The sequence below is a fragment of the Vineibacter terrae genome, from assembly GCF_008039615.1.
Classification (GTDB): Bacteria; Pseudomonadota; Alphaproteobacteria; order Reyranellales; family Reyranellaceae; genus Vineibacter; species Vineibacter terrae.
Map to the genome: position 1 here is coordinate 17,660 of NZ_VDUZ01000068.1, position 20,084 is coordinate 37,743.

The following is a 20,084-nucleotide window of genomic DNA, read 5'->3' on the forward strand; positions in this document are numbered from 1 at the left end:
ATCCTTTTCGGATCTGGTCGAGCGTACCGAAACCGGCCGAGCAACGGAAGCGCGGCAGGGCCCTGGGATTAAAGCACCACCCGTGCGCTAAAGCTCGAACGATTCAGGATCTGCATTCCAGAAGCTGAGGATGTCGACCGTGCGCGTTCCTTCGTCGACAGTATAGACAATCCAATACTGGGTTCTCCGACCGACGCGAAACAAATAGGCACGGTAAGGAGCGCCGATCAGCGGGAAGAATCCCCATGTCCGCGGCGCCTCTCCGAGATTGAGCCGCAAGATGCGATCGAGGCGTTCAGTCTGCTCGGCAGCGAACACTTCGCTGTAGCTGCGAAGATAAGTGGCAAACTGATCAATCTGACGAAGGGCAGCTGGATCTATCCGTACACGGAAAAGCACGAGGCACTACGGTTTGCCGCCCCGGTAGATATTGATCAAACGATCCCTGAAGGTCTTTGGATCGTAGTCGATGCCTTTGCCCGCTATGATGCGAGCCTCAGCCTTCTTCAAGGACGCCAGCAAGGCTGCGCGCTCTCTTTCGGAGAGCACGGGAATTTCCTCCATCGTCGTGACTGGCGCCATAGTCGTCTGCCGACGCCCAGCCTTGGCGTGGTCCTACTTGCCATATTGCAAATGTAGCACGCTCGATGGCCCGTTGCAGGCCTGTTCGCGCATCGATGCCCCGACGCGGGTGGGAAGAAAGCCCCAATCGGCTGATCCTGCGGCATTTTCAACGCCTTAAGCGTGCCGCAATGACGCTTGACACCCCCCAGGCCTTTCCCTAGGTTCCGCGCGGCTTTGCGCCGGCTTGACGCATGTGTGTCTGGCTGCGGGTAAGGCTTGGCGTTGCTGTTCGGAAGCCCTGCCATGGCCGATGAGCACAAGCCGACCTCGCTTGAGGATCTCGACGCGCGGGTAAATGCAGCGCGCGCGGCCCACGAGCAACGGTCCGGCACCCGCAATTCGGCCGCTGGCGGCAAGCCGCCGTTGACCGGCTTCGGGCTGGCCATGCGGATCGGCACCGAGCTGGTGGCGGCCCTCGCGGTCGGCGTCGGCATCGGGTACGTGCTGGACCTCTGGCTCGGCACCCGGCCGTGGCTGATGGTGGTGTTCTTCTTTCTCGGCAGCGCCGCCGGCATGTTGAACGTCTATCGCGCCACGGCTTTCATGGGCCGACGCGGGGACAGCGACGGGGCCTGACGGCGCCGCGCGGATTTTGTTGGGGGATGGCGTGGCAGGCCCACTCGAGCAGTTCAAGATCAAGCCGTTGATCGAGCTCCCCAAGCTGGGCGGCATCGACATCTCCTACACCAATTCCGCTCTGTGGATGACGATCGCCGTCGCGGTCGTGATGCTGTTCCTGGTGCTGGGCAGCCGGCAGCGGGCGCTGGTGCCAGGAAGATGGCAATCGATGGCGGAGATGTCCTATGAGTTTGTCAGCAACATGCTGACCGACCAGACGGGCGCCGCCGGCAAGCCGTTCTTCCCGTTCGTCTTCACGCTGTTCATGTTCATCCTGGCGGGCAACCTGCTGGGCATGGTGCCTTACAGCTTCACCTTCACCAGCCACATCATCGTCACCTTCGGCCTGGCGTTCGTCGTCTTCCTCGGCGTGACGGTGATCGCCTTCATCAAGCACGGCGTGCACTTCTTCTCGTTCTTCGTGCCCAAGGGCGTGCCGGCGGTGATGCTCATCCTGCTGGTGCCGATCGAGATCCTGTCCTACCTGATCCGCCCGGTCAGCCTGTCGATCCGACTGTTCGCCAACATGATGGCGGGCCACACCATGCTGAAGGTGTTCGCCGGCTTCGTGATCGGGCTGGGCGTGCTGGGCGGCTGGGCGCCGATGGCGCTCAACGTCGTGCTCACCGGCTTCGAGGTGCTGGTCGCCTTGCTGCAGACCTACGTCTTCGCGGTACTGACCTGCATCTACCTCAACGACGCCCTCCATCTGGAGCACTGATCAGCCGTTTCGCGCGGCGCCGGGGTCGGGCGCCGTGACGTCAGTCAACGACCAGGGTTAACGAGAAAGGACAAGGATCATGGATCTCGCTAGCGCAAAGATGATCGGCGCCGGCATCGCGGTGATCGCCCTCGCGGGCGTCGGCGCGGGCATCGGCAACATTTTCGCGTCGCTCATCGGTGCCATCGGCCGCAATCCGGCGGCGCGGGGCCAGGTGTTCGGCCTGGGCATGCTGGGCTTCGCGCTCACCGAAGCGGTGGCGCTGTTCGCGCTGCTGATCTCGTTCCTGATCCTGTTCACCTGAGAACGGACGCCGCGGTCAACCCGGCGGCCATTGCGGCCTCCGGGCGTCGCGGCAGTTCGCGGGAACGGTCATGCCGCAACTTGATCCGACTTTTTTCGGCACCCAGCTGTTCTGGCTGGCGGTCTGCTTCATCGTCCTCTACGTGCTGATGGCGCGTGTCGCGATCCCTCAACTCGGCGGCATCCTCAAGCAGCGCGAGGACAAGATCCAGGGCGACCTGGAGTCGGCGCAGAAGCTGAAGGAAGAGACCAAGTCGGTGATCGCGGCGTACGAGAAGGCGCTGGCCGACGCACGCAGCCAGGCACAGGCCCTGTCGCGTGAGACGGCAGACGCCGCCAGCGCCGAGTCGTCGCGCCGCCAGCAGGAAGTCGCCACCCGCATCGCGGGCGAGCTGGCCGCCGCCGAGCGGCGCATCGCCGAGGCGCGCGCCACGGCCATGGCCGGCGTGCGCAACATGGCGGCCGAGGTGGCCGGATCGGCTTTCGCCCGGCTCACGGGCGCGCCGGCCGACCAGACCAAGGTGACGGCCGCGGTCGATGCGGCCCTGAAGGGAGGCGCCTGACATGTTCGGCACCGCCTACGCAGCCGACCCCAAGGGCGAGGCCGGCGGCCATCACGGGCCGTTCTACCACGAGCCGGAGTTCTGGGTCGCGATCGCGTTCGTGATCTTCGTGGTCCTGATGGTCTGGAAGGCGCGCAAGGCCTTCACCGATCCGCTGGACCAGAGGGCCGCGGCGATCCGCAAGCAGATCGACGACGCCGAGACGCTGCGCCGCGAGGCGCAGGCGATGCTGGCCGACTACCAGAAGCGCCAGTCCGAGGCCTACAAGGAAGCCGAGGGCATCATCGCCCAGGCCAAGGCCGAGGCCGAGCGCATGAAGGTGAAGGCCCAGGCCGAGCTCGAGACAGCCATCAAGCTGCGCGAGCGCCAGGCGCTGGACCGCATCGCCCATGTCGAGGCCCAGGCCGCCGCCGACGTCCGCAATGCCGCGGTCGATGCCGCCATCAGCGCCACGCACCAGCTGCTGAAGGAGCGGCTGGCCGCCGGCCAGGGCGCCGAGCTGGTCGACCAGGCGATCGCCGAGCTGCCCAAGCGCCTGCACTGACACGCCACACACCGACACTGTTCTCGAAAGCCCCGTGCGGCACCCGCACGGGGCTTTCTTCTTGTTGGGTGAGGCTGGCGGCGCTTCGCGCCCGTGCGGCGCTGGAGCGCCACGTCCCGATCTGAACTAAAGTCAACGGATGAGCTCGCTGGCCGAACGCTTTCCACGCCGCACCATCGGGCTGGCCGTGCTCTGGGCCGCGGCGGCGCTGACCTTGGCGGCCGGACTGGTGCTGCCGGCGGTGCGCGTGACGCGGCTGCGGCTGGTCGACGAGACGCTGTCGGTCCTGTCGGGCATCGGTGCGCTGTGGCAGGACGGCGCCTGGCCGCTGGCGATCGTGATCGCGCTGTTCTCGGTGGCCTTCCCGGTGGCCAAGCTCGTCCTGGCGGCCGGGCTGTGGTTCGCGCCGCAGCGCCAGCGCGGACTGCTTCATCCCCTCGTCGCCGGCGCCGGCAAATGGTCGATGCTCGACGTGCTGGTGGTGGCGATCGTGGTCGCCTCGATGCAGGGTGGCTTCCTGGTACGCCTGCAGCCCGCGATCGGCATCTACCTGTTCGCCGCCTCGACGCTGCTGGCAACCCTGCTCACACGGCTGATCGACCGCTGGCAGCACCAAGCCGAAACGGATCGCACGCCCTGACTCCATCGGCCGATGGAAGGACTCTTGGCGGGCGCTTGACGCGGATAACGCGCATCGCCATCTTCCCTTTCTACTGTCCGAGGGAGCCGCTGCTCGTGAAGATCCCGGTCAAGACCGAATCGATTACACGGCATTTGGGACGGGCGTTGGGTGCTGTCGGCAAGATGGATGGGGTTCCGGGGGCTACGGCGCGCGTCGCCATGAGCCTTTTGAGCATGGACGAGAAGTCCCCCGAAGACCGGATCATGATCGCCTTGCGACCCGGTCCACAGAAGATATCCGATCTGGTTACGCCCGCGGGCGGCGCTGCCGCGCTCCCGCTGGCAATCGAGAACCTCCACAAGCTGCGCCTGATCACAACCGAGGATATCGAAGGCGACCTGATCGTGTCCTTGACCCAAAGCGGCACGCAGGTCGCCGATACCCTGAAATAGAGGATCACGCCGGGCGCCGATATCATGGCGCCGGCGAGACTCGGGCCGGGCCAGCGACGCTCATGATCCGGCGCCGGCGGCGACACCGACGCTGCCGCCTGAGGTGCGCCGCAGGAGCGGCGCGGCCCGACCGTCATCTGCTACGCCGCCGCTTCGTGCTCGCGGCACAGCAGCAGCGTATGGTCGGGCTCGAGCGGATCACGGGTCAGCCCACAGGTGAACGTGTTTCCGACATGCTGCAGGAAGCGGCAGCCACGGCATTGCCCGAAGGTGCGCCGGCCATTGGCCTGTTGCAGCGCCGACAGCAGCCCCGTCAAGCCGGCCTCCAGTCTGGCGGTGTCCGCACCGCTCGCCGCCATCGCCGCCCGCCACCCCGGCGGCGGCGACAAGGCGGCCAGCAGCGCCTGCGCCTTGGCCGTCGGCGCCAGGTGCACGACCCGCGCATCATCGCGATCGGGCCGGCGCAACAGCATGCCGGCCTTCTCCAGGGCGATCAGGCGCTGCGAGACATTGCCCTTGGTGAGCCCGAGGAACTCGGCGACCGCAATCGGCGTGTCGCTGTAGCGGTTGGCACGGGCGAGATAGGCCAGGGCCTGCAAGTGCACAGGCTCCAGGCCGTGCGGCGCGCCCAGACGGCGCAGCTCGCTGCGCAGCAGCGCCCCTAGGCGCTCGATCAGATCGAAGACCCGGTCACCAGCCATGGCGTATTGGTATCGCCAATAAACTATCTTGACAAGCGGCTGCCCGCCATATTGTATCGCAGCGATACCAATTACTGTTGCGGGAGGAGAGATGATGAAGGGCGTCGCGCTGTTGGCCATCGCTGCCGGTGCCGCGCTGCCGGCGCTGGCCCATGATCCGATCAAGGCCGCCCCCAGCGCCAAGGTCGCGCCGGCATTCGACCTGGTGCGCACGGAGGTCGGCGTCGACGGCGACGCGCTGGTCTTCGCGCACGCGACCAGCGGCATGCCGGGGGCGCTGGTCCCCGACCGCAACGGCAGGCTCGCGGGCGCGCCGGTGTACAGCTACGTGTGGTCGACCTCGCTCGACAGCGCCGCCGTGGGCTTCGAGCCGGCGCAGGGCATCCTGGCGCTGGCGGCGGCGATCCATCCCGACTTCGACGACACGCCGCTGGATGACGAGAACGGCGACGGCAACCCGAAGAACGACGGCAAGATGTGGCACAGCCACTGGGTGGTGCTGGTCAAGGACGCGGCGTGCGGCCCCGCCGGCCTGAAGGTCAAGGACATCCCCAAGGGCGCCACGCCGAAGCTGCCCAGGACCTGGCCCGGCCTGCCGCTGCTGATCGACAGCCCGGGCTACCGCCCCGGCTTCGGCACCAGCACGGTCGAGATCCGCGTGCCGCTGAGGGACATCGGCGCGCCCAAGGACTTCAAGTACGACGGCGTCACCGCCGGCCTGCGCGTCAACGCCAACGTGCATGATCCGCTGCTATGCGTGGAGAACGTCTTCAAGGTAGCGTCGGGCGATCTCAGCCTGCCGGGCCAGGTGAAGCGGTGAGCGGCCAGATGAAGCGGCGCAACGGTGGCCAGGCGAGCGGCCAGGTTTGGGTCGGGCCGCGTCGCTCCAGCGACGCACCTCAGGCGGCAGCTTCGCTGACGCCTGAGCACAACGCCGGATCATGAGCGCCGCTGGAGCGGCGCGGCCCGACCGTCGTCATACCCGGGGAACAAGCAGCCATGACACAGATCGGCAGCCCGGCGCCCGAATGGCGCATCAGCGAATGGCTCAACAGCGACGAGATGCTGACGCTCGAAGCGTTGCGCGGCAAGGTGGTCGTGGCCTTCGCCTTCCAGATGCTGTGCCCGGGCTGCGTGCAGGAGTCGATCCCGCAGGCCAAGCGCGTGCACGAGACGTTCGACGGCAATGCCGTCGCCACCATCGGTCTGCACACCGTGTTCGAGCATCACGAGGCGATGCGCCCGGTCTCGCTGCGAGCCTTCCTGCACGAGAACCGCATCCGCTTCCCGGTCGGCGTCGATGCGCATGAGGGCGACGACCCGCTGCCGGTCACGATGCGGGCCTATCGCATGCAGGGCACGCCGACCCTGCTGCTGATCGACGGCGCCGGCCGGCTGCGGCGCCAGGCCTTCGGCCACGTGCCAGATCTCGCGCTGGGGGCCGAGATCATGGCGCTGATCGCGCAGCGCTGATCGTCACGGCCTGTCTCCAGCGCCGACAACTCCTTGTCGACGGCGCCGTCAAACCCGGGCCCCGGGCCGCCTGACGGCGGCGCTCTCCTGCCGGCTTCTTGCTTGCCGGCGCACAGCAACGCTTGACTTTCATCGTCGCTAAGGTATGATTACTCACTCACATTGGAGTGGGCCATGATCACCATCAAGTCGCCCCACATGGGCCTGAACGATGCGCGTGCTCCAGTACGAGTTCGGATGTGGAATACCTGGGAAGTTTCAGCCACCGACACCAAGCGTCACATCATCGATTGGACCGCCACGGTGGCGCGCGGCGCCCCGGGCGGCAAGCTCAGTGAAATCGTGATCTCCTGCCATGGCGCGCCCGCCTACCTGCAGCTTGGCGAGGGCTTCGGCGCTGCCGACGCCGACCTGTTCCGGGGCTGGCGCGGGCTGGTGGACAAGATCTGGATCCGGGCCTGCCTGGTCGGCCGCATCGTCGGCCCTGAGACAGCGGGCCAGGGCGACGGCGCCTTCATCACGGCGCTGGGGATGACGGGCAACGGCGATACGTTCATTCGCGCCGTGGCCGCGGCTGCGCAGGCCTATGTCGTGGTCGGCACCGAGCTGCAATCGTCCGGCAAATACACCCGCGACGCCCCCTGCCCCTTTGGCCAGCTCGACCAGTATGAGGGCCTGGTGCTGAGCTACCCGTCCGATGGTGGCCCCGCCAACTGGACGCATCGGTACCCGTCGGTCTACAACGCCAATCCGACCACGCTCACGGCCACCCATCCCAACAGCGAGTAGGCGCAGCGGCGCCGATCGCTTATCGGTCAAGGGATTGGCCTTCGGCCAATCCCCGGTGGCCGTCTCGCGCAGTTTTGCAGGCCTGCCCCCAGCCCGCGGGCGAACGGCGAACGACGAGGTTCCGGTCGGACCGCGTCGCTCCAGCGACGTGCATGATCCGGCGCCGCGCTTCGGCGGCAGCTGCCGCCTGAGATGCGCCGCTGGAGCGGCGCGGCCCGGCCATCGTCCTATTCCGCCGCCTGCTTCAGGGGGCCGTCGCCCGGGCCCTGGTTGGTGGGGCGCCAGCGCAGGATCGGCTTGCGGGCGGCCAGGGTCTCGTCGAGGCGCCGGCGCGGCGCCAGCAGCGGCGCCGCCTTGAAGGCCTCGGCGGCGGTGCCGGACTTCGCCTTGCGTGCCAGATGCAGCATGGTGTCGCAGAACTCGTCGAGCGCGTGCTTGCTCTGGGTCTCGGTGGGCTCGATCAGCATCGCGCCATGCACCACCAGCGGGAAGTACATGGTCATCGGGTGATAGCCCTCGTCGATCATCGCCTTGGCGAAGTCGAGCGTGCTGATGCCGGTGTCCTTGAGGAAGTCGTCGTCGAACAGGCACTCGTGCATGCACGGCCCGTCGAAGGCCGGCGTCAGCTCGGCCTTCAGCCGCGCCATCACGTAATTGGCGTTCAGCACCGCGTCCTCGGCGACCTGGCGCAGGCCGTCGGCGCCGTGGCTCAGCATATAAGCCAGCGCCCGCACGAACATGCCCATCTGGCCGTGGAAGGCCTTCAGCCGGCCCAGCGCCTGATCGTCGCCGGCAGCGCCGTCCTCCTCGGCCAGGCGCCAGCCGGCGTCGTCACGCACCACCCAGGGGCGCGGCGCGTAGGGCGCCAGCCGCGCCGACAGCACCACCGGCCCCGAGCCTGGACCACCGCCGCCGTGCGGCGTCGAGAAGGTCTTGTGCAGGTTGATGTGCATGCAGTCGATGCCGAGATCGCCCGGCCGCACGCGGCCGACGATGGCGTTGTAGTTGGCGCCGTCGCAATAGAAGTAGGCGCCGGCCGCGCGCACGGCGTCGGCGACCTCCCGGATGTCGCGCTCGAACAGGCCGCAGGTGTTGGGGTTGGTCAGCATGATCGCCGCCACGTCCGACCCCAGCGCCGCCTTCAGGGCCGCGACATCGACGCGGCCGTCCGCGGTGGCCGCGATCGGCTTGACGCTGAAGCCCAGCGCCGCCGCCGTGGCCGGATTGGTGCCGTGCGCCGATTCCGGCACCAGAACAGTCTTGCGATGGCCCTCGCCGCTGGCCGCCAGGGCGGCGGCGATCGCCATCATGCCGCACATCTCGCCATGCGCGCCGGCGGCCGGTGACATCGCCACGGCCGGCATGCCGGTGAGCGTGGTGAGCCAGCCGGCGAGCGCGCCGATCAGCTCGATGGCGCCCTGCACCGTCGATTGCGGCTGCAAGGGGTGCACGTCGCCGAAGCCGGGCAGGCGGGCCATGCGCTCGTTCAGCCGCGGGTTGTGCTTCATCGTGCACGAGCCCAGCGGATAGAGGCCGCTGTCGATGGCGTAGTTCTTCTGGCTCAGCCGCGTGTAGTGCTGCACCACCTGCGGCTCGGCCAGGCCGGGCAGGCCGATGGCGCCGCGCCGGCGCAGGCCGCCCAGCCGGTCCTTGACCTTGGGCGGCTCGGGCAGGTCGACGCCGCTGCGGTCGGCATGCGCGTACTCGAAGATCAGCCGCTCCTCGAGCTGCAGGCCGCGGTTGCCGGTGAACGTCTCGACCGCGGCCACGGGCGCGGTGGCGGCGGCGCGGCGGCCTTGCGAGAGATCGGTCGACTGGACCATCACAGCACCTCCTCAAGACCAGCGGCGAGCGCCTCGATATCGTCGTCGCTCACCGTCTCGGTGACGGCGACGAGCAGCAGATCGGCGCAGAGCGGCGCGTGCGGCAGCAACCGCGAGACGGGCACGCCGGCCAGGATGCGCCGCTCGGCCAGCGCCTCGACCACCGGCGCCGCCGGCTTGGGCAGCATCACGGTGAACTCGTTGAAGAACGAGTCGTTCAGCACCTTCACGCCCGGCACCCGCGCCAGCCGCTCGGCGGCGCGCACCGCCGTGGCATGGTTGAGCTCGGCCAGGCGCGTGAAGCCGCGCTCGCCCAGCAGCGTGAGGTGGATGGTGAAGGCCAGCGCGCAGAGGCCGGCATTGGTGCAGATGTTCGACGTCGCCTTCTCACGCCTGATGTGCTGCTCGCGCGTGCTGAGCGTCAGCACGAAGCCGCGCTTGCCGTCGGCATCGACGGTCTCGCCCACCAGCCGGCCCGGCATCTGGCGCATCAGCTTCTCGCGCGTGGCGAACAGCCCGACATAGGGGCCGCCGAAGTTGAGGCCGACGCCCAGCGACTGGCCTTCGCACACCACGATATCGGCGCCCATGTCCCCCGGCGGCGTGAGCAGGCCCAGCGACACGACCTCGGTCACCACCACCACCAGCAGCGCGCCGGCGGCGTGGCAGGCCTGCGCCAGCGGTGCGAGGTCGCGCACATGGCCGAACACGCTGGGGTTCTGCACCACGACGCAGGAGACCTCTTTGTCGACCAGGGCGGCGAGATCCTCGATGCCGTCGGCGTCGACCGGCGCACCGGCGACGCGGAAGCCCTGCCAGCGCGCCGTGGTCTCGATCACGGCGCGGTAGTGCGGATGCAGGCCGCCCGACAGCACCGCCTTGTTGCGGCGCGTGACGCGGTTGGCCATCAGCACGGCCTCGGAGGCACCGGTGCTGCCGTCGTACATCGAGGCGTTGGCCACCTCCATGCCGGTCAGCATCGTGACCTGGGTCTGGAACTCGAACAGGTACTGCAGCGTGCCCTGCGTGATCTCGGGCTGGTAGGGGGTGTAGGAGGTCAGGAACTCGCCGCGCTGGATCAGATGATCGACGCTGGCCGGCACATGGTGCTTGTAGGCGCCGGCGCCGACGAAGAACGGCGCATCCGACGCCGCGAGGTTGCGCGCCGCCATGCGGCCCAGACGGCGCTCGACCTCCATCTCGCCCATATGGCTGGAAAGGCCGGCGATCGGTCCCGGCAGGCGCACCGATGTCGGCACGTCGCGGAACAGATCATCGATCGAGCGCACGCCGATGGTCGCAAGCATCTCGCGGCGGTCGGCATCGGTGAGTGGCAGATAGCGCATCCAGGGACTCCGTCGACCTCTTGTCCTTTCCCGCGCAGGGGCCGCGGAGCGGACACTTCTTCGGTACTGCGGGCGAACCCTCCCCCAACGCAGTTGGGGGAGGTGGCCGAAGGCCGGAGGGGGAGCCGACGAGGTCTATGCAGCTGAGACCACGTCGGCTCCCCTCCGTCCCTTCAGGGCACCTCCCCAGCACAGCTGGGGAGGAAAAATATGTCCGCTCCGTAGCGTGCACGCGGGAAGAAGGGAACTACGCCAGGCTCTTCACGAAGGCGTCGTACTTGGCCTGGTCCATCAGGCCGTCGAGCTCCGACGGGTCGGCGAGCCGGACCATGAAGAACCAGCCCTTGCCGGTCGGCTCCAGGTTCACGTCGCCCGGCGCGTCGGCCAGCGCTGAATTCGCGGCAACGACCTCGCCCGACACCGGCGTATAGATGTCGCTCGCCGCCTTCACCGACTCCACGACCGCCACGGCCTCGCCCTTGGCGATGGTGCGGCCGACCTCGGGCACCTCGACGAAGACCACGTCGCCCAGCTGCTCCTGGGCATAGTCGGTGATGCCGACGGTGCCGACGCCGTTCTCGATGCGGATCCACTCGTGCTCTTCGGTGTATTTCACTGTCGTCATGCTCTCCCCCTTCAACCCCGCCAATAGGTGTGCTTCACGAACGGCATGGGCACGATCTCGGCCGTCACCGGCTTGCCGCGCACGCGCAACGCAAGCTTCGTGCCCGACGCGGCCTGCGCCCGATCGACGTAGCCCATCGCCAGCGGGCCGTTGAGCGACGGGCCGAAGCCGCCGCTGGTCACCTTGCCCACCACGGCGCCGGCCGCATCGATGATCTCGGTGCCCTCGCGCGCGATGGTGCGGCCTTCCGGCCGCAGCCCGACCCGCCGTCGCGGCGCGCCCGAGGCGATCTGGCGGATGATGATCTCGTCGCCCGGAAAGCCGCCCTTGGCGCGGCGCTCCTTGCCGATGCTCCACACCAGGCCGGCCTCGACCGGCGTGGTGGCGGTGTCGATGTCGTGGCCGTAGAGGCAGAGGCCGGCCTCCAGGCGCAGCGAGTCGCGCGCGCCCAGGCCGATCGGCTTGACGCGGTCGTCGGCCAGCAGCAGGCGCGCGATGCGCTCGGCGGCCTCGGCCGGCGTCGAGATCTCATAGCCGTCGCAGCCGGTGTAGCCCGATCGGGTGACGTAGCACTCCACGCCGTCGATCATCACGAAGCTGCCGGTCATGAAGGTCATGGCCCGCACCTGCGGCGCCTGCCGGCCCAGCACATCGGCCGCATCCGGGCCCTGCAGGGCCAGCAGGCCGCGCGCGAACATCGGCTCGATCTCGACATCGTCCGACAGGTGCTGGCGGATATGCGCGAGGTCGGCGTCCTTGCAGGCGGCGTTGACCACCAGCAGGAGATGATCGCCGGTGCTGGTCACCATCAGGTCGTCGAGGATGCCGCCCGCGGCGTTGGTGAGCTGGGTGTAGCGCATCTGGCCGGGCTGCAGGCCGGCGATGTCGCCCGGCACCAGCCGCTCGACGGCAGCGGCGGCGTTCTTGCCCGGCTTCGCCGTGAGCCGGATCTGACCCATATGCGAGACGTCGAACAGGCCGGCGGCGCGGCGGGTGTGCAGGTGCTCGTTCAGGATCCCCATCGGGAACTGCACCGGCATGTCATAGCCGGCGAACGGCACGAGCTTGGCGCCCAGCGCCACATGCAGCGCATGAAGCGGCGTGCGTTTCAGGGAGTCGGACGCAGGATCGGCCACCGGTCACCTCGACACATAGAGACGCGCCAGCGGACATGCGCCGGCCACGCCCCCTCTGTCCGGTGACCTGAAAGATTGGTCGGCCGCGCAAGCGCGCCCGACTTACCTCGTCGGTGGATCGCGCCGGCCAACCCGGTCGCGACCGCTTTCCAGAGTGCCATCCCCCCGCGGTCCGGTGGCCTGAGAGTTTCCGGGGCGGTTGCTCCTTCGGCGGCACGAAGCGGTGGCAACGTGCGCTCTCCCACGGGGATCATCTGGCGGCCGCGACCATAGACGCGGCGTCCGATCGGCGCAACGGGCCGGGCTGCCGGCGCGTCCGGTTTGTCCGTGGAAAAGCCGGCGCGGCGCGCGAGTCACGAGGCGTTTCCTGCATAATACCTCCAAACGTGAACGCCCGGCCGGCATGCGCGATTCCGGCTATGCTACAAAATCGTCACGATTTCCGGGGCTTGGCGTAAAATCGGGCCTTCCCTAAGCGGCCGCTCACCAGTAATAATCTTGCCATGGGCAAGGCGGATGACACCAAGAAGCGCGTTGAGCGCGCGGCATTGACGCTCTTCATGGCGCGCGGGGTCGCCGAGACGACGACGCGCGAGATCGCAATGGCGGCGTCGGTCGCTGAAGGTACCATCTACCGGTACTTTCCAAGCAAGGACGCGTTGGCGCTGGAGTTGTTCACGCGCCACCACGTGGCGTTGGCGGAAGCGCTGATCGAGGCTCATCGGCCGCACAAGAAGCTGCGGCAGAAGGCCGAGGCGATCGTGCGCTGCTACTGCGACTGGGCCGACCGCGACTGGACAACTTTCGCATACCATCTGCTGACACAGCACCACTTCCTGGCGAGCCTGTCGGAAGACCTGCCTAATCCAGTGGATGTGGTGCGCGATGTCATCGCCCAGGCCATCGCCGCCAGCGAGATCCCCAAGCGCGATGTCGATGCGCTGACGGCGTCGGTCGTCGGCGTCGTGCTGCAGGCAGCGACATTCAAGGTCTATGGCCGCATCACCGGCGCGCTCACCGACCATGCGCCGACCTTCGTCGAAGCCGCCTGGGCCGTGCTCAACGCCAAGCCGGGCTGAACGGTCGGGCCGCGCCGCTCCAGCGGCGCTCCGGCCCGAAGGGCCGGATCATGATCATGAGCGCCGCTGGAGCGGCGCGGCCCGACCACCTACCGCCGGCCGCCGGTGCGGTTGTACTCGAGCTCCTCGTGTGTCGGCAGCAGGCCGACGGCCACGGTGTAGGCGCCGCCCGACTGGCCCTGGGCCAGCGGGATGTTGAGCGACAGCTGCTCGGACGAGCCCTCGCGCGTGCGGTTGCCGGCAAACTTGTAGTCGGCCGCGAAATTGCGCCCCTGCACGATGGTGCCGGAAGGGTTCAGGATGCGCACGAAATAGCCGACATTGGCGGTGCGGTCGGTGAGCGCCGGCCCCTGCGAGACCACGATGTTCAGCGTCAGCTCGACGTAGACCGCGTTCTTGCGCAGATCGCACGCAATATCGACCTTGCCGAGCTCGGCCTGGAACAGCACATCCGTCCGGTCACGCCCGCCGCCGGGCTTGAACCGGGTCAGGTTGGCGGCGTCCTGCACCCGCATGGCTTGCGGGCATCCGGCACGCAGGTCGGAGATCTCCTGGGTCGAGGGGCCGCAGCCGGCCAGCACACTCACGAGAATCCCCGGCGCCACCAGGGGAAGCAGGCGCAATGTCATCGATGATCCTTTCCGGGGGCCGGACGGCCTGTGGGCGGCGAGGTTCTATACCGTCTTGTGGGTGCCGTCACACATGGGCGCCTTGCCGCTGTGCTTGCAGGCGCAGAACCAGACGTCGCCCGAGGTCGCGGGCGTGAACTTCACCGGCGAGAATTCGGAACCTTTGTGGCTGCCGTCACAGAACGGTTGCTTGCCACTCTTGCCACAGGCACACCACCAATAGTCCTTGCCGGCCTCGACGGCCATCTTGATGGGTGCCTTGGCCGCGACAACAGGACTGGCCATGGGTTGCTTCCTCACGATTAGGCGGTCTGATAGGGTGCGATGCGCCGCCGATGCGCATCGATCCTAGAGGATCGCGCGCAACCGGTACAAGCGAACCTTCCGTCGATGCCACCCGTCGCCACGCCGAAACTGACCATCCTGCTCGCCAGTCCACGCGGCTTCTGCGCCGGCGTCGACCGGGCGATTCAGATTGTGGAACGAGCCCTGGAGAAGCACGGCGCCCCGGTCTATGTGCGCCACGAGATCGTCCACAACCGTTTCGTGGTGCAGAGCCTGGAGGCCAGGGGCGCGATCTTCGTCGAGGATCTGGCTGACGTCCCCGATGACCGGCCGGTGGTGTTCAGCGCCCATGGCGTGCCCAAGTCGGTGCCGGCCGAGGCGACGCGGCGCCACATGCTCTACATCGACGCCACCTGCCCCCTGGTCTCCAAGGTGCATCGCGAGACGGAGCACCACCACGCCGGCGGCCGCACGGTGATCCTGATCGGCCACCGCGGCCATCCCGAGGTGATCGGGACCATGGGCCAGCTGCCGCAGGGCGCGGTGCTCCTGGTCGAGGATGTCGACCAGGCCGAGCGCGTGCAGGTGGACGATCCCGACAACCTCGCCTTCGCCACCCAGACGACGCTGTCGATCGACGACACGGCCCAGATCGTGGCCGTGCTGCAGCGACGCTTTCCGCGCATGCAGGGGCCGCGGCGCGAGGATATCTGCTACGCCACGACCAACCGCCAGGCGGCGGTCAAGGCGATCGCCGCGGCCTGCGATGCGATGATCGTGGTCGGAGCCCCAAATTCATCGAACTCGATGCGGCTGGTCGAGGTGGCGCGCAGCTATGGCTGCCCCAAGGCGATCCTGGTCCAGCGCGCCGCCGAGCTGGACTGGCGCTGGCTGCAGGGCGTGTCACGGCTGGGCATCACCGCCGGCGCATCGGCGCCCGAGACCCTGGTCGAGGAGTTGATCACCGCCTGCCGCGCCCGCTATGACGTCACCATCGAGGAGACGCGGGTGACGAACGAGAACACGGTGTTCAAGCTGCCGCGCGCACTGGTGGCTTGATGGCTGTCTACACTGAAGTTGCCGACGACCAGCTCGATGCCTTCCTGGCCGAATACGACATCGGCGAGCCGCAATCGTGCAAGGGCATCGCCGAGGGCGTCGAGAATTCGAACTACATGCTGGCGACGACTCGCGGCACCTATTTCCTGACGCTCTACGAGAAGCGTGTCGATCCGCGCGACCTGCCGTTCTTCCTCGGCCTGATGGACCATCTGGCGGCGCGCGGCATCCCCTGCCCGACGCCGCTGCACGGCCGCGACGGCCGCGCGCTGCGCACGCTGGCCGACCGGCCGGCGGCGATCATCACCTTTCTGCCCGGCCTGTGGCCGCGGCGCATCCTGGTCGACCATTGCGGTCCCGTCGGCACGGCGCTGGCGCGACTGCACCTGGCGGCGTCTGATTTCGCGCAGAAGCGCCCCAACGCGCTGTCGGTCGCCGGCTGGCGGCCGCTGATGGACGCATCGCGGGAGCGGGCGCACGAGGTGGCGCCCGGCCTGGCCGACGAGCTGCGCACCGATCTCGCGGCCCTGGAGCGCGACTGGCCCGCCGACCTGCCGGCCGGCGTGATCCATGCCGACCTGTTCCAGGACAACGTGCTCTTCCTGCACGACAAGCTGAGCGGCCTGATCGACTTCTATTTCGCCTGCAACGACCTGCTGGCCTACGACATCGCCGTGTGCCTGAACGCCTGGTGCTTCGAGCCCGACCGCAGCTTCAACGTCACCAAGGCGCGGGCGCTGGTGGGCGGCTACCAGCAGGTGCGGCCGCTGTCGGCAGCCGAGCGCGCCGCCCTGCCTCTGCTGGCCCGCGGCGCGGCCATGCGCTTCCTGCTGACGCGCCTGTACGACTGGCTGCACACGCCGCCCGGCGCCATGGTCAAGCGCAAGGACCCGATGGAGTGTCTCGCCTGGCTGCGCTTCCACCGCAGCATCGCCAGCGCCGACGGCTACGGCCTATGACCGGCGCCGCGCCGCAACGTCCGGCCGTCGAGATCTTCACCGACGGCGCCTGCAGCGGCAATCCCGGCCCGGGCGGCTGGGGCGCGCTGCTGCGCTTCGGCGACGTCGAGCGCGAGCTGTCGGGCGGCGAGGCCGCCACGACCAACAACCGCATGGAGATGATGGCGGCGATCATGGCGCTGGAGGCGCTCAAGCGGCCCTGCGCCGTGCGCCTCTTCACCGACAGCATCTATCTGCGCGACGGCATCACGAAGTGGATCCACGGCTGGAAGCGCAACGGCTGGAAGACGGCCGACAAGAAGCCGGTGAAGAACGTCGACCTGTGGCAGCGGCTGAACACGGCGCTGGGCACCCACGGCATCGAGTGGCACTGGGTGAAGGGCCACGCCGGCCATCCCGAGAACGAGCGCGCCGACGCCCTGGCACGGGCCGAGATCAAGAAGCTGCGCCAGGCGCAGGCGAAGAGCCGGCCGTTGACGGGCTGACGCCGCCGGGACCGATCGAACGAGTAACTGCAATCGCCGTTCGCCGAGACATCTGTCATCCCGAGCGCAGCGAGGGATCTCCTGCGAAAGACGCACGGCGCGCCATTCCCGGGAGATCCCTCGCTGCGCTCGGGATGACAGTCACAACGGTCGGGCCGCGGCGCTGGAGCGCCGCGGCCCGACCCAAAAAGACGAACGGGGCGGCCGCGTGGCCGCCCCGTCGCTCGAAGGATCGTGCGCGGCTCACAGGGCCTTGAGGATGGCCTCGCCGCTCGACACGTCGTAGGCGCCGGGCGCCTCGACGTTCAGGGTCTTGATGACGCCGCCATCGACGATCATGGCGTAGCGCTGCGAGCGCTTGCCCATGCCGAACTTCGAGCCGTCCATCACCAGGCCCATCTTCTCGGCGAACTCGCCGTTGCCGTCGGCCAGCATCATCACCTTGTCGTCGCTCTTCTGGTCCTTGCCCCAGGCGTCCATCACGAAGGCATCGTTGACCGAAACGCAGGCGATGGTGTCGACGCCCTTGGCCTTGATGGCATCGAAGTTGGCCACGAAGCTGGGCACGTGCTTGGCCGAGCAGGTCGGCGTGAAGGCGCCGGGGACCGCGAACAGCACCACTTTCTTGCCCGGGCCGAACAGCTCGTCCGTCGGCACCGGCTTGATGCCGTCGGCGCCCTTGTGCATGAGGGTTGCGCTGGGAACCTTGTCGCCTACCTTGGCCATGACGTCCTCCATGGGATGAACTGGGGCCGCAGATCAGCACGGATCGCGCCAAAACAAAAGACGGGATCACGCGGATCCCGCCTTGTCATGTCGACGTCAAGCGGGGCCCGACCGGCCGCCGCGTCACAACGACGTCACAGTCCCTTGAGCACAGCCTCGGCGGCAGAGACCTCGAACATGCCCGGCTTCTCGACGTAGAGGCCCTTGATGACGCCGTCCTCGACGACCATGGCATAGCGCTGCGAGCGCCGGCCCAGCCCGTTGCGGGTGGCGTCCAGCACCAGCCCCATCGCCTCAGTGAACTCGCCGTTGCCGTCGCCCAGCATCATCACCTTGTCGCCGGTGCCCTGGTCCTTGGCCCAGGCCCCCATCACGAAGGGGTCGTTCACCGAAATGCAGGCGATCGTGTCGACGCCCTTGGCCTTGATCGCATCGTGGTTGGCCAGAAAACCTGGCACATGCTTGGCGCTTCAAGTCGGGGTGAATGCCCCCGGCAGCGCGAACGCCACGACCTTCTTGCCCGGCGCGAACAGCTCCCCGGTGGTGATTGCCTTGGGCCCTTCCGGACCCAGGAACCGGAGCGTCGCCGCCGGGACCTTGTCTCCTTCTTTCGCCATGTCAACCTGTCCCTTCGCGGTGCGCGCACGGCCCTCCGCACGCTGCACATCGCCAACGTAGTAACGCACCTGGCGATTGTCCATCGCGTGGCATTTGGCACCGGCGGCGGCGGCGTAGGCTCGCATGGGCAATATCCTTTCCATGCGGTGCGGTGACGGTGGACGGAATCTCAACCTCAGCGAAGGCGGCACCGGCGGCGTCTTCGACGCCGTGCAGACATCCCCGTCAGCATCGCCGGCTGTCGGCTGTGCGATCCCGAGCTGCCGCCCATCGACTGAGCCGGGCGGGCCGCACGGCGATCGCATAGGGCGTAACCGCCGCGCTGCCGCCCTTCCCGTCATCCCGAGCGCAGCGAGGGATCTCCCGCGAATGGCGCACCGTGCGACTTGCCGCAGGAGATCCCTCGCTGCGCTCGGGATGACGGGAAGGGTCATAGGCGGCCGCCTCGCCCGCGAGGACAGCTGGTCAACCCGCGCGTCGCAGCAGTGCCTGGTCCCGGTAGAGCGCATTGGCATCGCCCAGCGGATCGCCGAAGCGCTCGGTCATCACCTCTGCCAGCTTCTTGTCGCGATGCGCCACCCAGCCACCGGATCGCACGGTGTAGGCGTCGGGCCGTGCCGCTTCCGGCGGCTCGCGTCCGTCAAGCAGGCCCTTGGCGCCCTCGAGCATCAGGCGGCGGAAGCGCATGATGGCGAGATCGGTCGGGCCCAGGATCTCGCGCGTGCGGTCATGGATCAGCCCCTGGCTGTCCTGGATGCAGGCATCTTGCTCCGACACGCCCTGGATACCGCTGTAGCTGCGATAGCGCTGCTCCTCGCGATCGATCAGGTACTCGTTCGACCGGTTGCGCAGCGGCACGTAGCTCGCATCGACCGCCGCGTGCACGCCGTGCCCGGCAGCGAACTGCGCCCGTTCCTGCCCGGTCAAGGGGCGATCGGGATTCCATGAGTAGGTGTAGATCCAGCAGCTCGTGTCGCTGATCGGCACCCAGGTCTGGCCATAATGCGTCTCGCCCGGAAAGGCTGCCGGCGCGAACGAATGGTTGGGCACCAGGAACTGCGTGATGCGCCAATAGAGCTGGTCGTCGTCGGCCGTGCGCGCCGCGCCGATCAACAGCCCGGCGGCATGCTGCGTCACCTCGAACCGCGGCATGGGATCGTCGCGCACCCAGCGCACGCGGTCGTTCCTCACCGCCTGGTCGCCCATCGCGGCGCCCTTCATGAAGCGCTCGGCATCGGCCGACGCCTGCGGCACCACCATGTGCAGGAACGAGAAATGCGCCGTGTCGATGCCGCCCTCGACCGACTGCGCCCAGTTGCACTCCTGCAGCTTCTTGCTGACATAGCGGTGCGCCGGCGGCAGCAGCGCGAACTCCAGATGCGGCAGCTCGGGCATCTGCGCCGCCGGCCCCATATAGGCCCAGACCAGCTCGCCGAACTCGCGGGTCGGGTAGGCCCTGATCGACACCTTGTCGCGGAAATTCGACTCGCGCGGCAGGGTCGGCGTCTCGAGGCACTTGCCGTCGACGTCGAACTTCCAGCCGTGGAAGACGCAGCGCAGGCCGCATTCGCCGTTGCGCCCGAAATAGAGATCGGCGCCGCGATGCGGGCAGCGTGGCTCGACCAGGCCGACGCGGCCGCTGCTGTCGCGGAACGCCAGCAGGCTCTCGCCCATGACCTGCACGCGCCTGGGCGCGCCATCCGGCTCGGCCAGCTCGCGCGACAGCAGCACCGGCTGCCAGAAGCGGCGGAAATAGGCGCCCATCGCGGTGTCTTGATCGGTGCGGGTGAGCAGCTCGTTGTCCTGTCGGCTCAGCATCGGGCTTCCTCCGGTCTCAGCTTTGTCTGGATCGTCACACGCCGGTGTTTCAATATTCCAGACACCGTTCGACTATGCGGAACGCC

25 protein-coding genes, 1 pseudogene and 2 riboswitches are annotated in these 20,084 nt (G+C 68.1%); of the genes and pseudogenes, 14 read left to right on the forward strand and 12 right to left on the reverse strand.

Annotated features, from left to right (window positions below; genetic code table 11):
* Positions 1 to 87: 87 nt before the first annotated feature.
* Positions 88 to 399, reverse strand: coding sequence for a type II toxin-antitoxin system RelE/ParE family toxin (locus tag FHP25_RS36775; RefSeq protein ID WP_147851981.1), 312 nt, complete (start codon positions 397 to 399; stop codon positions 88 to 90).
* 6 nt (positions 400 to 405) lie between these two features.
* Complete coding sequence (locus FHP25_RS41175) at positions 406 to 582, reverse strand: hypothetical protein (protein ID WP_178134069.1); 177 nt, start codon at positions 580 to 582, stop codon at positions 406 to 408.
* Between the two features lie 285 nt (positions 583 to 867).
* Between FHP25_RS41175 and FHP25_RS36780 the strand changes: the two genes are divergently transcribed.
* The 7 genes from FHP25_RS36780 (at position 868) to FHP25_RS36810 (ending at position 4,447) form a co-directional block, all read left to right on the forward strand.
* The gene (locus tag FHP25_RS36780; RefSeq protein WP_147851982.1) at positions 868 to 1,200 is read left to right on the forward strand and encodes an AtpZ/AtpI family protein; all 333 of its coding nucleotides are present in this window, start codon (positions 868 to 870) and stop codon (positions 1,198 to 1,200) included.
* A gap of 31 nt (positions 1,201 to 1,231) precedes the next feature.
* Complete coding sequence (locus tag FHP25_RS36785) at positions 1,232 to 1,963, forward strand: F0F1 ATP synthase subunit A (protein WP_147851983.1); 732 nt, start codon at positions 1,232 to 1,234, stop codon at positions 1,961 to 1,963.
* Positions 1,964 to 2,063: 100 nt separating this feature from the next.
* Positions 2,064 to 2,267, forward strand: coding sequence for an ATP synthase subunit C family protein (locus tag FHP25_RS36790; RefSeq protein WP_408068568.1), 204 nt, complete (start codon positions 2,064 to 2,066; stop codon positions 2,265 to 2,267).
* Positions 2,268 to 2,337: 70 nt separating this feature from the next.
* On the forward strand, positions 2,338 to 2,829 hold the full coding sequence (locus FHP25_RS36795; RefSeq protein ID WP_147851985.1) for a F0F1 ATP synthase subunit B family protein: 492 nt from the start codon (positions 2,338 to 2,340) through the stop codon (positions 2,827 to 2,829).
* Position 2,830: 1 nt separating this feature from the next.
* Positions 2,831 to 3,373, forward strand: coding sequence for a F0F1 ATP synthase subunit B family protein (locus FHP25_RS36800; protein ID WP_147851986.1), 543 nt, complete (start codon positions 2,831 to 2,833; stop codon positions 3,371 to 3,373).
* Positions 3,374 to 3,512: 139 nt separating this feature from the next.
* Positions 3,513 to 4,013 (forward strand): paraquat-inducible protein A, encoded by a 501-nt coding sequence (locus FHP25_RS36805; RefSeq protein ID WP_147851987.1) that lies wholly within the window; start codon positions 3,513 to 3,515, stop codon positions 4,011 to 4,013.
* A gap of 95 nt (positions 4,014 to 4,108) precedes the next feature.
* Positions 4,109 to 4,447 carry a hypothetical protein gene (locus tag FHP25_RS36810; RefSeq protein WP_147851988.1) on the forward strand — a complete coding sequence of 113 codons (339 nt, stop codon included), beginning with the start codon at positions 4,109 to 4,111 and terminating at the stop codon, positions 4,445 to 4,447.
* 140 nt (positions 4,448 to 4,587) lie between these two features.
* On the opposite strand, the gene FHP25_RS36815 is transcribed toward FHP25_RS36810, so the two are convergent.
* Positions 4,588 to 5,148 carry a MarR family winged helix-turn-helix transcriptional regulator gene (locus FHP25_RS36815; RefSeq protein ID WP_147851989.1) on the reverse strand — a complete coding sequence of 187 codons (561 nt, stop codon included), beginning with the start codon at positions 5,146 to 5,148 and terminating at the stop codon, positions 4,588 to 4,590.
* Between the two features lie 91 nt (positions 5,149 to 5,239).
* Between FHP25_RS36815 and FHP25_RS36820 the strand changes: the two genes are divergently transcribed.
* The 3 genes from FHP25_RS36820 to FHP25_RS36830 all read left to right on the forward strand — a co-directional run bounded on the left by FHP25_RS36820 (position 5,240) and on the right by FHP25_RS36830 (position 7,410).
* On the forward strand, positions 5,240 to 5,968 hold the full coding sequence (locus FHP25_RS36820) for a hypothetical protein (protein ID WP_218578887.1): 729 nt from the start codon (positions 5,240 to 5,242) through the stop codon (positions 5,966 to 5,968).
* A gap of 179 nt (positions 5,969 to 6,147) precedes the next feature.
* Positions 6,148 to 6,621 carry a TlpA family protein disulfide reductase gene (locus tag FHP25_RS36825; RefSeq protein WP_147851990.1) on the forward strand — a complete coding sequence of 158 codons (474 nt, stop codon included), beginning with the start codon at positions 6,148 to 6,150 and terminating at the stop codon, positions 6,619 to 6,621.
* A 174-nt stretch (positions 6,622 to 6,795) separates the two neighbouring features.
* Positions 6,796 to 7,410, forward strand: coding sequence for a hypothetical protein (locus FHP25_RS36830; protein WP_147851991.1), 615 nt, complete (start codon positions 6,796 to 6,798; stop codon positions 7,408 to 7,410).
* Positions 7,411 to 7,637: 227 nt separating this feature from the next.
* Here FHP25_RS36830 and gcvPB read toward each other — a convergent pair whose 3' ends face one another.
* From gcvPB to gcvT, 4 genes are all read right to left on the reverse strand, one after another.
* A complete protein-coding gene (gene gcvPB / locus FHP25_RS36835) occupies positions 7,638 to 9,233 on the reverse strand; it encodes an aminomethyl-transferring glycine dehydrogenase subunit GcvPB (protein WP_147851992.1) in 1,596 nt (531 codons plus the stop codon).
* The gene (gene gcvPA, locus FHP25_RS36840) at positions 9,233 to 10,579 is read right to left on the reverse strand and encodes an aminomethyl-transferring glycine dehydrogenase subunit GcvPA (protein WP_147851993.1); all 1,347 of its coding nucleotides are present in this window, start codon (positions 10,577 to 10,579) and stop codon (positions 9,233 to 9,235) included. Before gcvPA ends, gcvPB begins: the two co-directional genes overlap by 1 nt.
* Positions 10,580 to 10,826: 247 nt before the next feature.
* Positions 10,827 to 11,204: a glycine cleavage system protein GcvH gene (gene gcvH, locus FHP25_RS36845; RefSeq protein ID WP_147851994.1), complete on the reverse strand. Its 378-nt coding sequence runs from the start codon at positions 11,202 to 11,204 to the stop codon at positions 10,827 to 10,829.
* 11 nt (positions 11,205 to 11,215) lie between these two features.
* A complete protein-coding gene (gcvT, locus tag FHP25_RS36850) occupies positions 11,216 to 12,340 on the reverse strand; it encodes a glycine cleavage system aminomethyltransferase GcvT (protein ID WP_147851995.1) in 1,125 nt (374 codons plus the stop codon).
* Between the two features lie 51 nt (positions 12,341 to 12,391).
* Positions 12,392 to 12,497, reverse strand: a riboswitch (glycine riboswitch).
* Position 12,498: 1 nt separating this feature from the next.
* Positions 12,499 to 12,594, reverse strand: a riboswitch (glycine riboswitch).
* A gap of 249 nt (positions 12,595 to 12,843) precedes the next feature.
* Between gcvT and FHP25_RS36855 the strand changes: the two genes are divergently transcribed.
* Positions 12,844 to 13,419, forward strand: coding sequence for a TetR/AcrR family transcriptional regulator (locus FHP25_RS36855; protein ID WP_147851996.1), 576 nt, complete (start codon positions 12,844 to 12,846; stop codon positions 13,417 to 13,419).
* An 89-nt stretch (positions 13,420 to 13,508) separates the two neighbouring features.
* Here FHP25_RS36855 and FHP25_RS36860 read toward each other — a convergent pair whose 3' ends face one another.
* Both FHP25_RS36860 and FHP25_RS36865 read right to left on the reverse strand, forming a co-directional pair.
* Positions 13,509 to 14,048 carry a hypothetical protein gene (locus FHP25_RS36860; RefSeq protein ID WP_147851997.1) on the reverse strand — a complete coding sequence of 180 codons (540 nt, stop codon included), beginning with the start codon at positions 14,046 to 14,048 and terminating at the stop codon, positions 13,509 to 13,511.
* Between the two features lie 45 nt (positions 14,049 to 14,093).
* A complete protein-coding gene (locus FHP25_RS36865; protein ID WP_147851998.1) occupies positions 14,094 to 14,333 on the reverse strand; it encodes a CDGSH iron-sulfur domain-containing protein in 240 nt (79 codons plus the stop codon).
* A gap of 105 nt (positions 14,334 to 14,438) precedes the next feature.
* Here FHP25_RS36865 and ispH point away from each other — a divergent pair, with 105 nt between their 5' ends.
* The 3 genes from ispH to rnhA are packed head-to-tail and all read left to right on the forward strand — an operon-like array spanning position 14,439 to position 16,836.
* Entirely contained in the window at positions 14,439 to 15,392 is a 954-nt protein-coding gene (ispH, locus tag FHP25_RS36870; protein ID WP_147851999.1) for a 4-hydroxy-3-methylbut-2-enyl diphosphate reductase, read from the forward strand.
* Positions 15,392 to 16,351, forward strand: coding sequence for a homoserine kinase (locus FHP25_RS36875; protein ID WP_147852000.1), 960 nt, complete (start codon positions 15,392 to 15,394; stop codon positions 16,349 to 16,351). The genes ispH and FHP25_RS36875 overlap by 1 nt, the downstream gene beginning before the upstream one ends.
* Positions 16,348 to 16,836, forward strand: coding sequence for a ribonuclease HI (rnhA, locus tag FHP25_RS36880; RefSeq protein WP_147852001.1), 489 nt, complete (start codon positions 16,348 to 16,350; stop codon positions 16,834 to 16,836). Before FHP25_RS36875 ends, rnhA begins: the two co-directional genes overlap by 4 nt.
* A 243-nt stretch (positions 16,837 to 17,079) precedes the next feature.
* On the opposite strand, the gene FHP25_RS36885 is transcribed toward rnhA, so the two are convergent.
* The 3 genes and pseudogenes from FHP25_RS36885 to FHP25_RS36895 form a co-directional block, all read right to left on the reverse strand.
* The gene (locus FHP25_RS36885) at positions 17,080 to 17,562 is read right to left on the reverse strand and encodes a peroxiredoxin (RefSeq protein ID WP_147852002.1); all 483 of its coding nucleotides are present in this window, start codon (positions 17,560 to 17,562) and stop codon (positions 17,080 to 17,082) included.
* A gap of 134 nt (positions 17,563 to 17,696) precedes the next feature.
* Positions 17,697 to 18,179, reverse strand: a pseudogene (locus tag FHP25_RS36890) (redoxin family protein).
* A gap of 466 nt (positions 18,180 to 18,645) precedes the next feature.
* Complete coding sequence (locus FHP25_RS36895) at positions 18,646 to 19,998, reverse strand: Rieske 2Fe-2S domain-containing protein (RefSeq protein ID WP_147852003.1); 1,353 nt, start codon at positions 19,996 to 19,998, stop codon at positions 18,646 to 18,648.
* Positions 19,999 to 20,084 lie beyond the last annotated feature (86 nt).

Bases quoted from the DNA above. Each gene is read 5' to 3' on its own strand.
- FHP25_RS36875 (WP_147852000.1), top strand. From the start codon at position 15,392: ATGGCTGTCTACACTGAAGTTGCCGACGACCAGCTCGATGCCTTCCTG.
- FHP25_RS36780 (WP_147851982.1), top strand. From the start codon at position 868: ATGGCCGATGAGCACAAGCCGACCTCGCTTGAGGATCTCGACGCGCGG.
- gcvH (WP_147851994.1), bottom strand. From the start codon at position 11,204: ATGACGACAGTGAAATACACCGAAGAGCACGAGTGGATCCGCATCGAG.
- FHP25_RS36815 (WP_147851989.1), bottom strand. From the start codon at position 5,148: ATGGCTGGTGACCGGGTCTTCGATCTGATCGAGCGCCTAGGGGCGCTG.
- FHP25_RS36820 (WP_218578887.1), top strand. From the start codon at position 5,240: ATGATGAAGGGCGTCGCGCTGTTGGCCATCGCTGCCGGTGCCGCGCTG.
- FHP25_RS41175 (WP_178134069.1), bottom strand. From the start codon at position 582: ATGGCGCCAGTCACGACGATGGAGGAAATTCCCGTGCTCTCCGAAAGA.
- gcvPB (WP_147851992.1), bottom strand. From the start codon at position 9,233: ATGGTCCAGTCGACCGATCTCTCGCAAGGCCGCCGCGCCGCCGCCACC.
- FHP25_RS36885 (WP_147852002.1), bottom strand. From the start codon at position 17,562: ATGGCCAAGGTAGGCGACAAGGTTCCCAGCGCAACCCTCATGCACAAG.
- ispH (WP_147851999.1), top strand. From the start codon at position 14,439: ATGCCACCCGTCGCCACGCCGAAACTGACCATCCTGCTCGCCAGTCCA.
- rnhA (WP_147852001.1), top strand. From the start codon at position 16,348: ATGACCGGCGCCGCGCCGCAACGTCCGGCCGTCGAGATCTTCACCGAC.
- FHP25_RS36805 (WP_147851987.1), top strand. From the start codon at position 3,513: ATGAGCTCGCTGGCCGAACGCTTTCCACGCCGCACCATCGGGCTGGCC.
- FHP25_RS36800 (WP_147851986.1), top strand. From the start codon at position 2,831: ATGTTCGGCACCGCCTACGCAGCCGACCCCAAGGGCGAGGCCGGCGGC.
- gcvPA (WP_147851993.1), bottom strand. From the start codon at position 10,579: ATGCGCTATCTGCCACTCACCGATGCCGACCGCCGCGAGATGCTTGCG.
- FHP25_RS36825 (WP_147851990.1), top strand. From the start codon at position 6,148: ATGACACAGATCGGCAGCCCGGCGCCCGAATGGCGCATCAGCGAATGG.
- FHP25_RS36895 (WP_147852003.1), bottom strand. From the start codon at position 19,998: ATGCTGAGCCGACAGGACAACGAGCTGCTCACCCGCACCGATCAAGAC.
- FHP25_RS36795 (WP_147851985.1), top strand. From the start codon at position 2,338: ATGCCGCAACTTGATCCGACTTTTTTCGGCACCCAGCTGTTCTGGCTG.
- FHP25_RS36790 (WP_408068568.1), top strand. From the start codon at position 2,064: ATGATCGGCGCCGGCATCGCGGTGATCGCCCTCGCGGGCGTCGGCGCG.
- FHP25_RS36860 (WP_147851997.1), bottom strand. From the start codon at position 14,048: ATGACATTGCGCCTGCTTCCCCTGGTGGCGCCGGGGATTCTCGTGAGT.
- FHP25_RS36855 (WP_147851996.1), top strand. From the start codon at position 12,844: ATGGGCAAGGCGGATGACACCAAGAAGCGCGTTGAGCGCGCGGCATTG.
- FHP25_RS36830 (WP_147851991.1), top strand. From the start codon at position 6,796: ATGATCACCATCAAGTCGCCCCACATGGGCCTGAACGATGCGCGTGCT.
- FHP25_RS36865 (WP_147851998.1), bottom strand. From the start codon at position 14,333: ATGGCCAGTCCTGTTGTCGCGGCCAAGGCACCCATCAAGATGGCCGTC.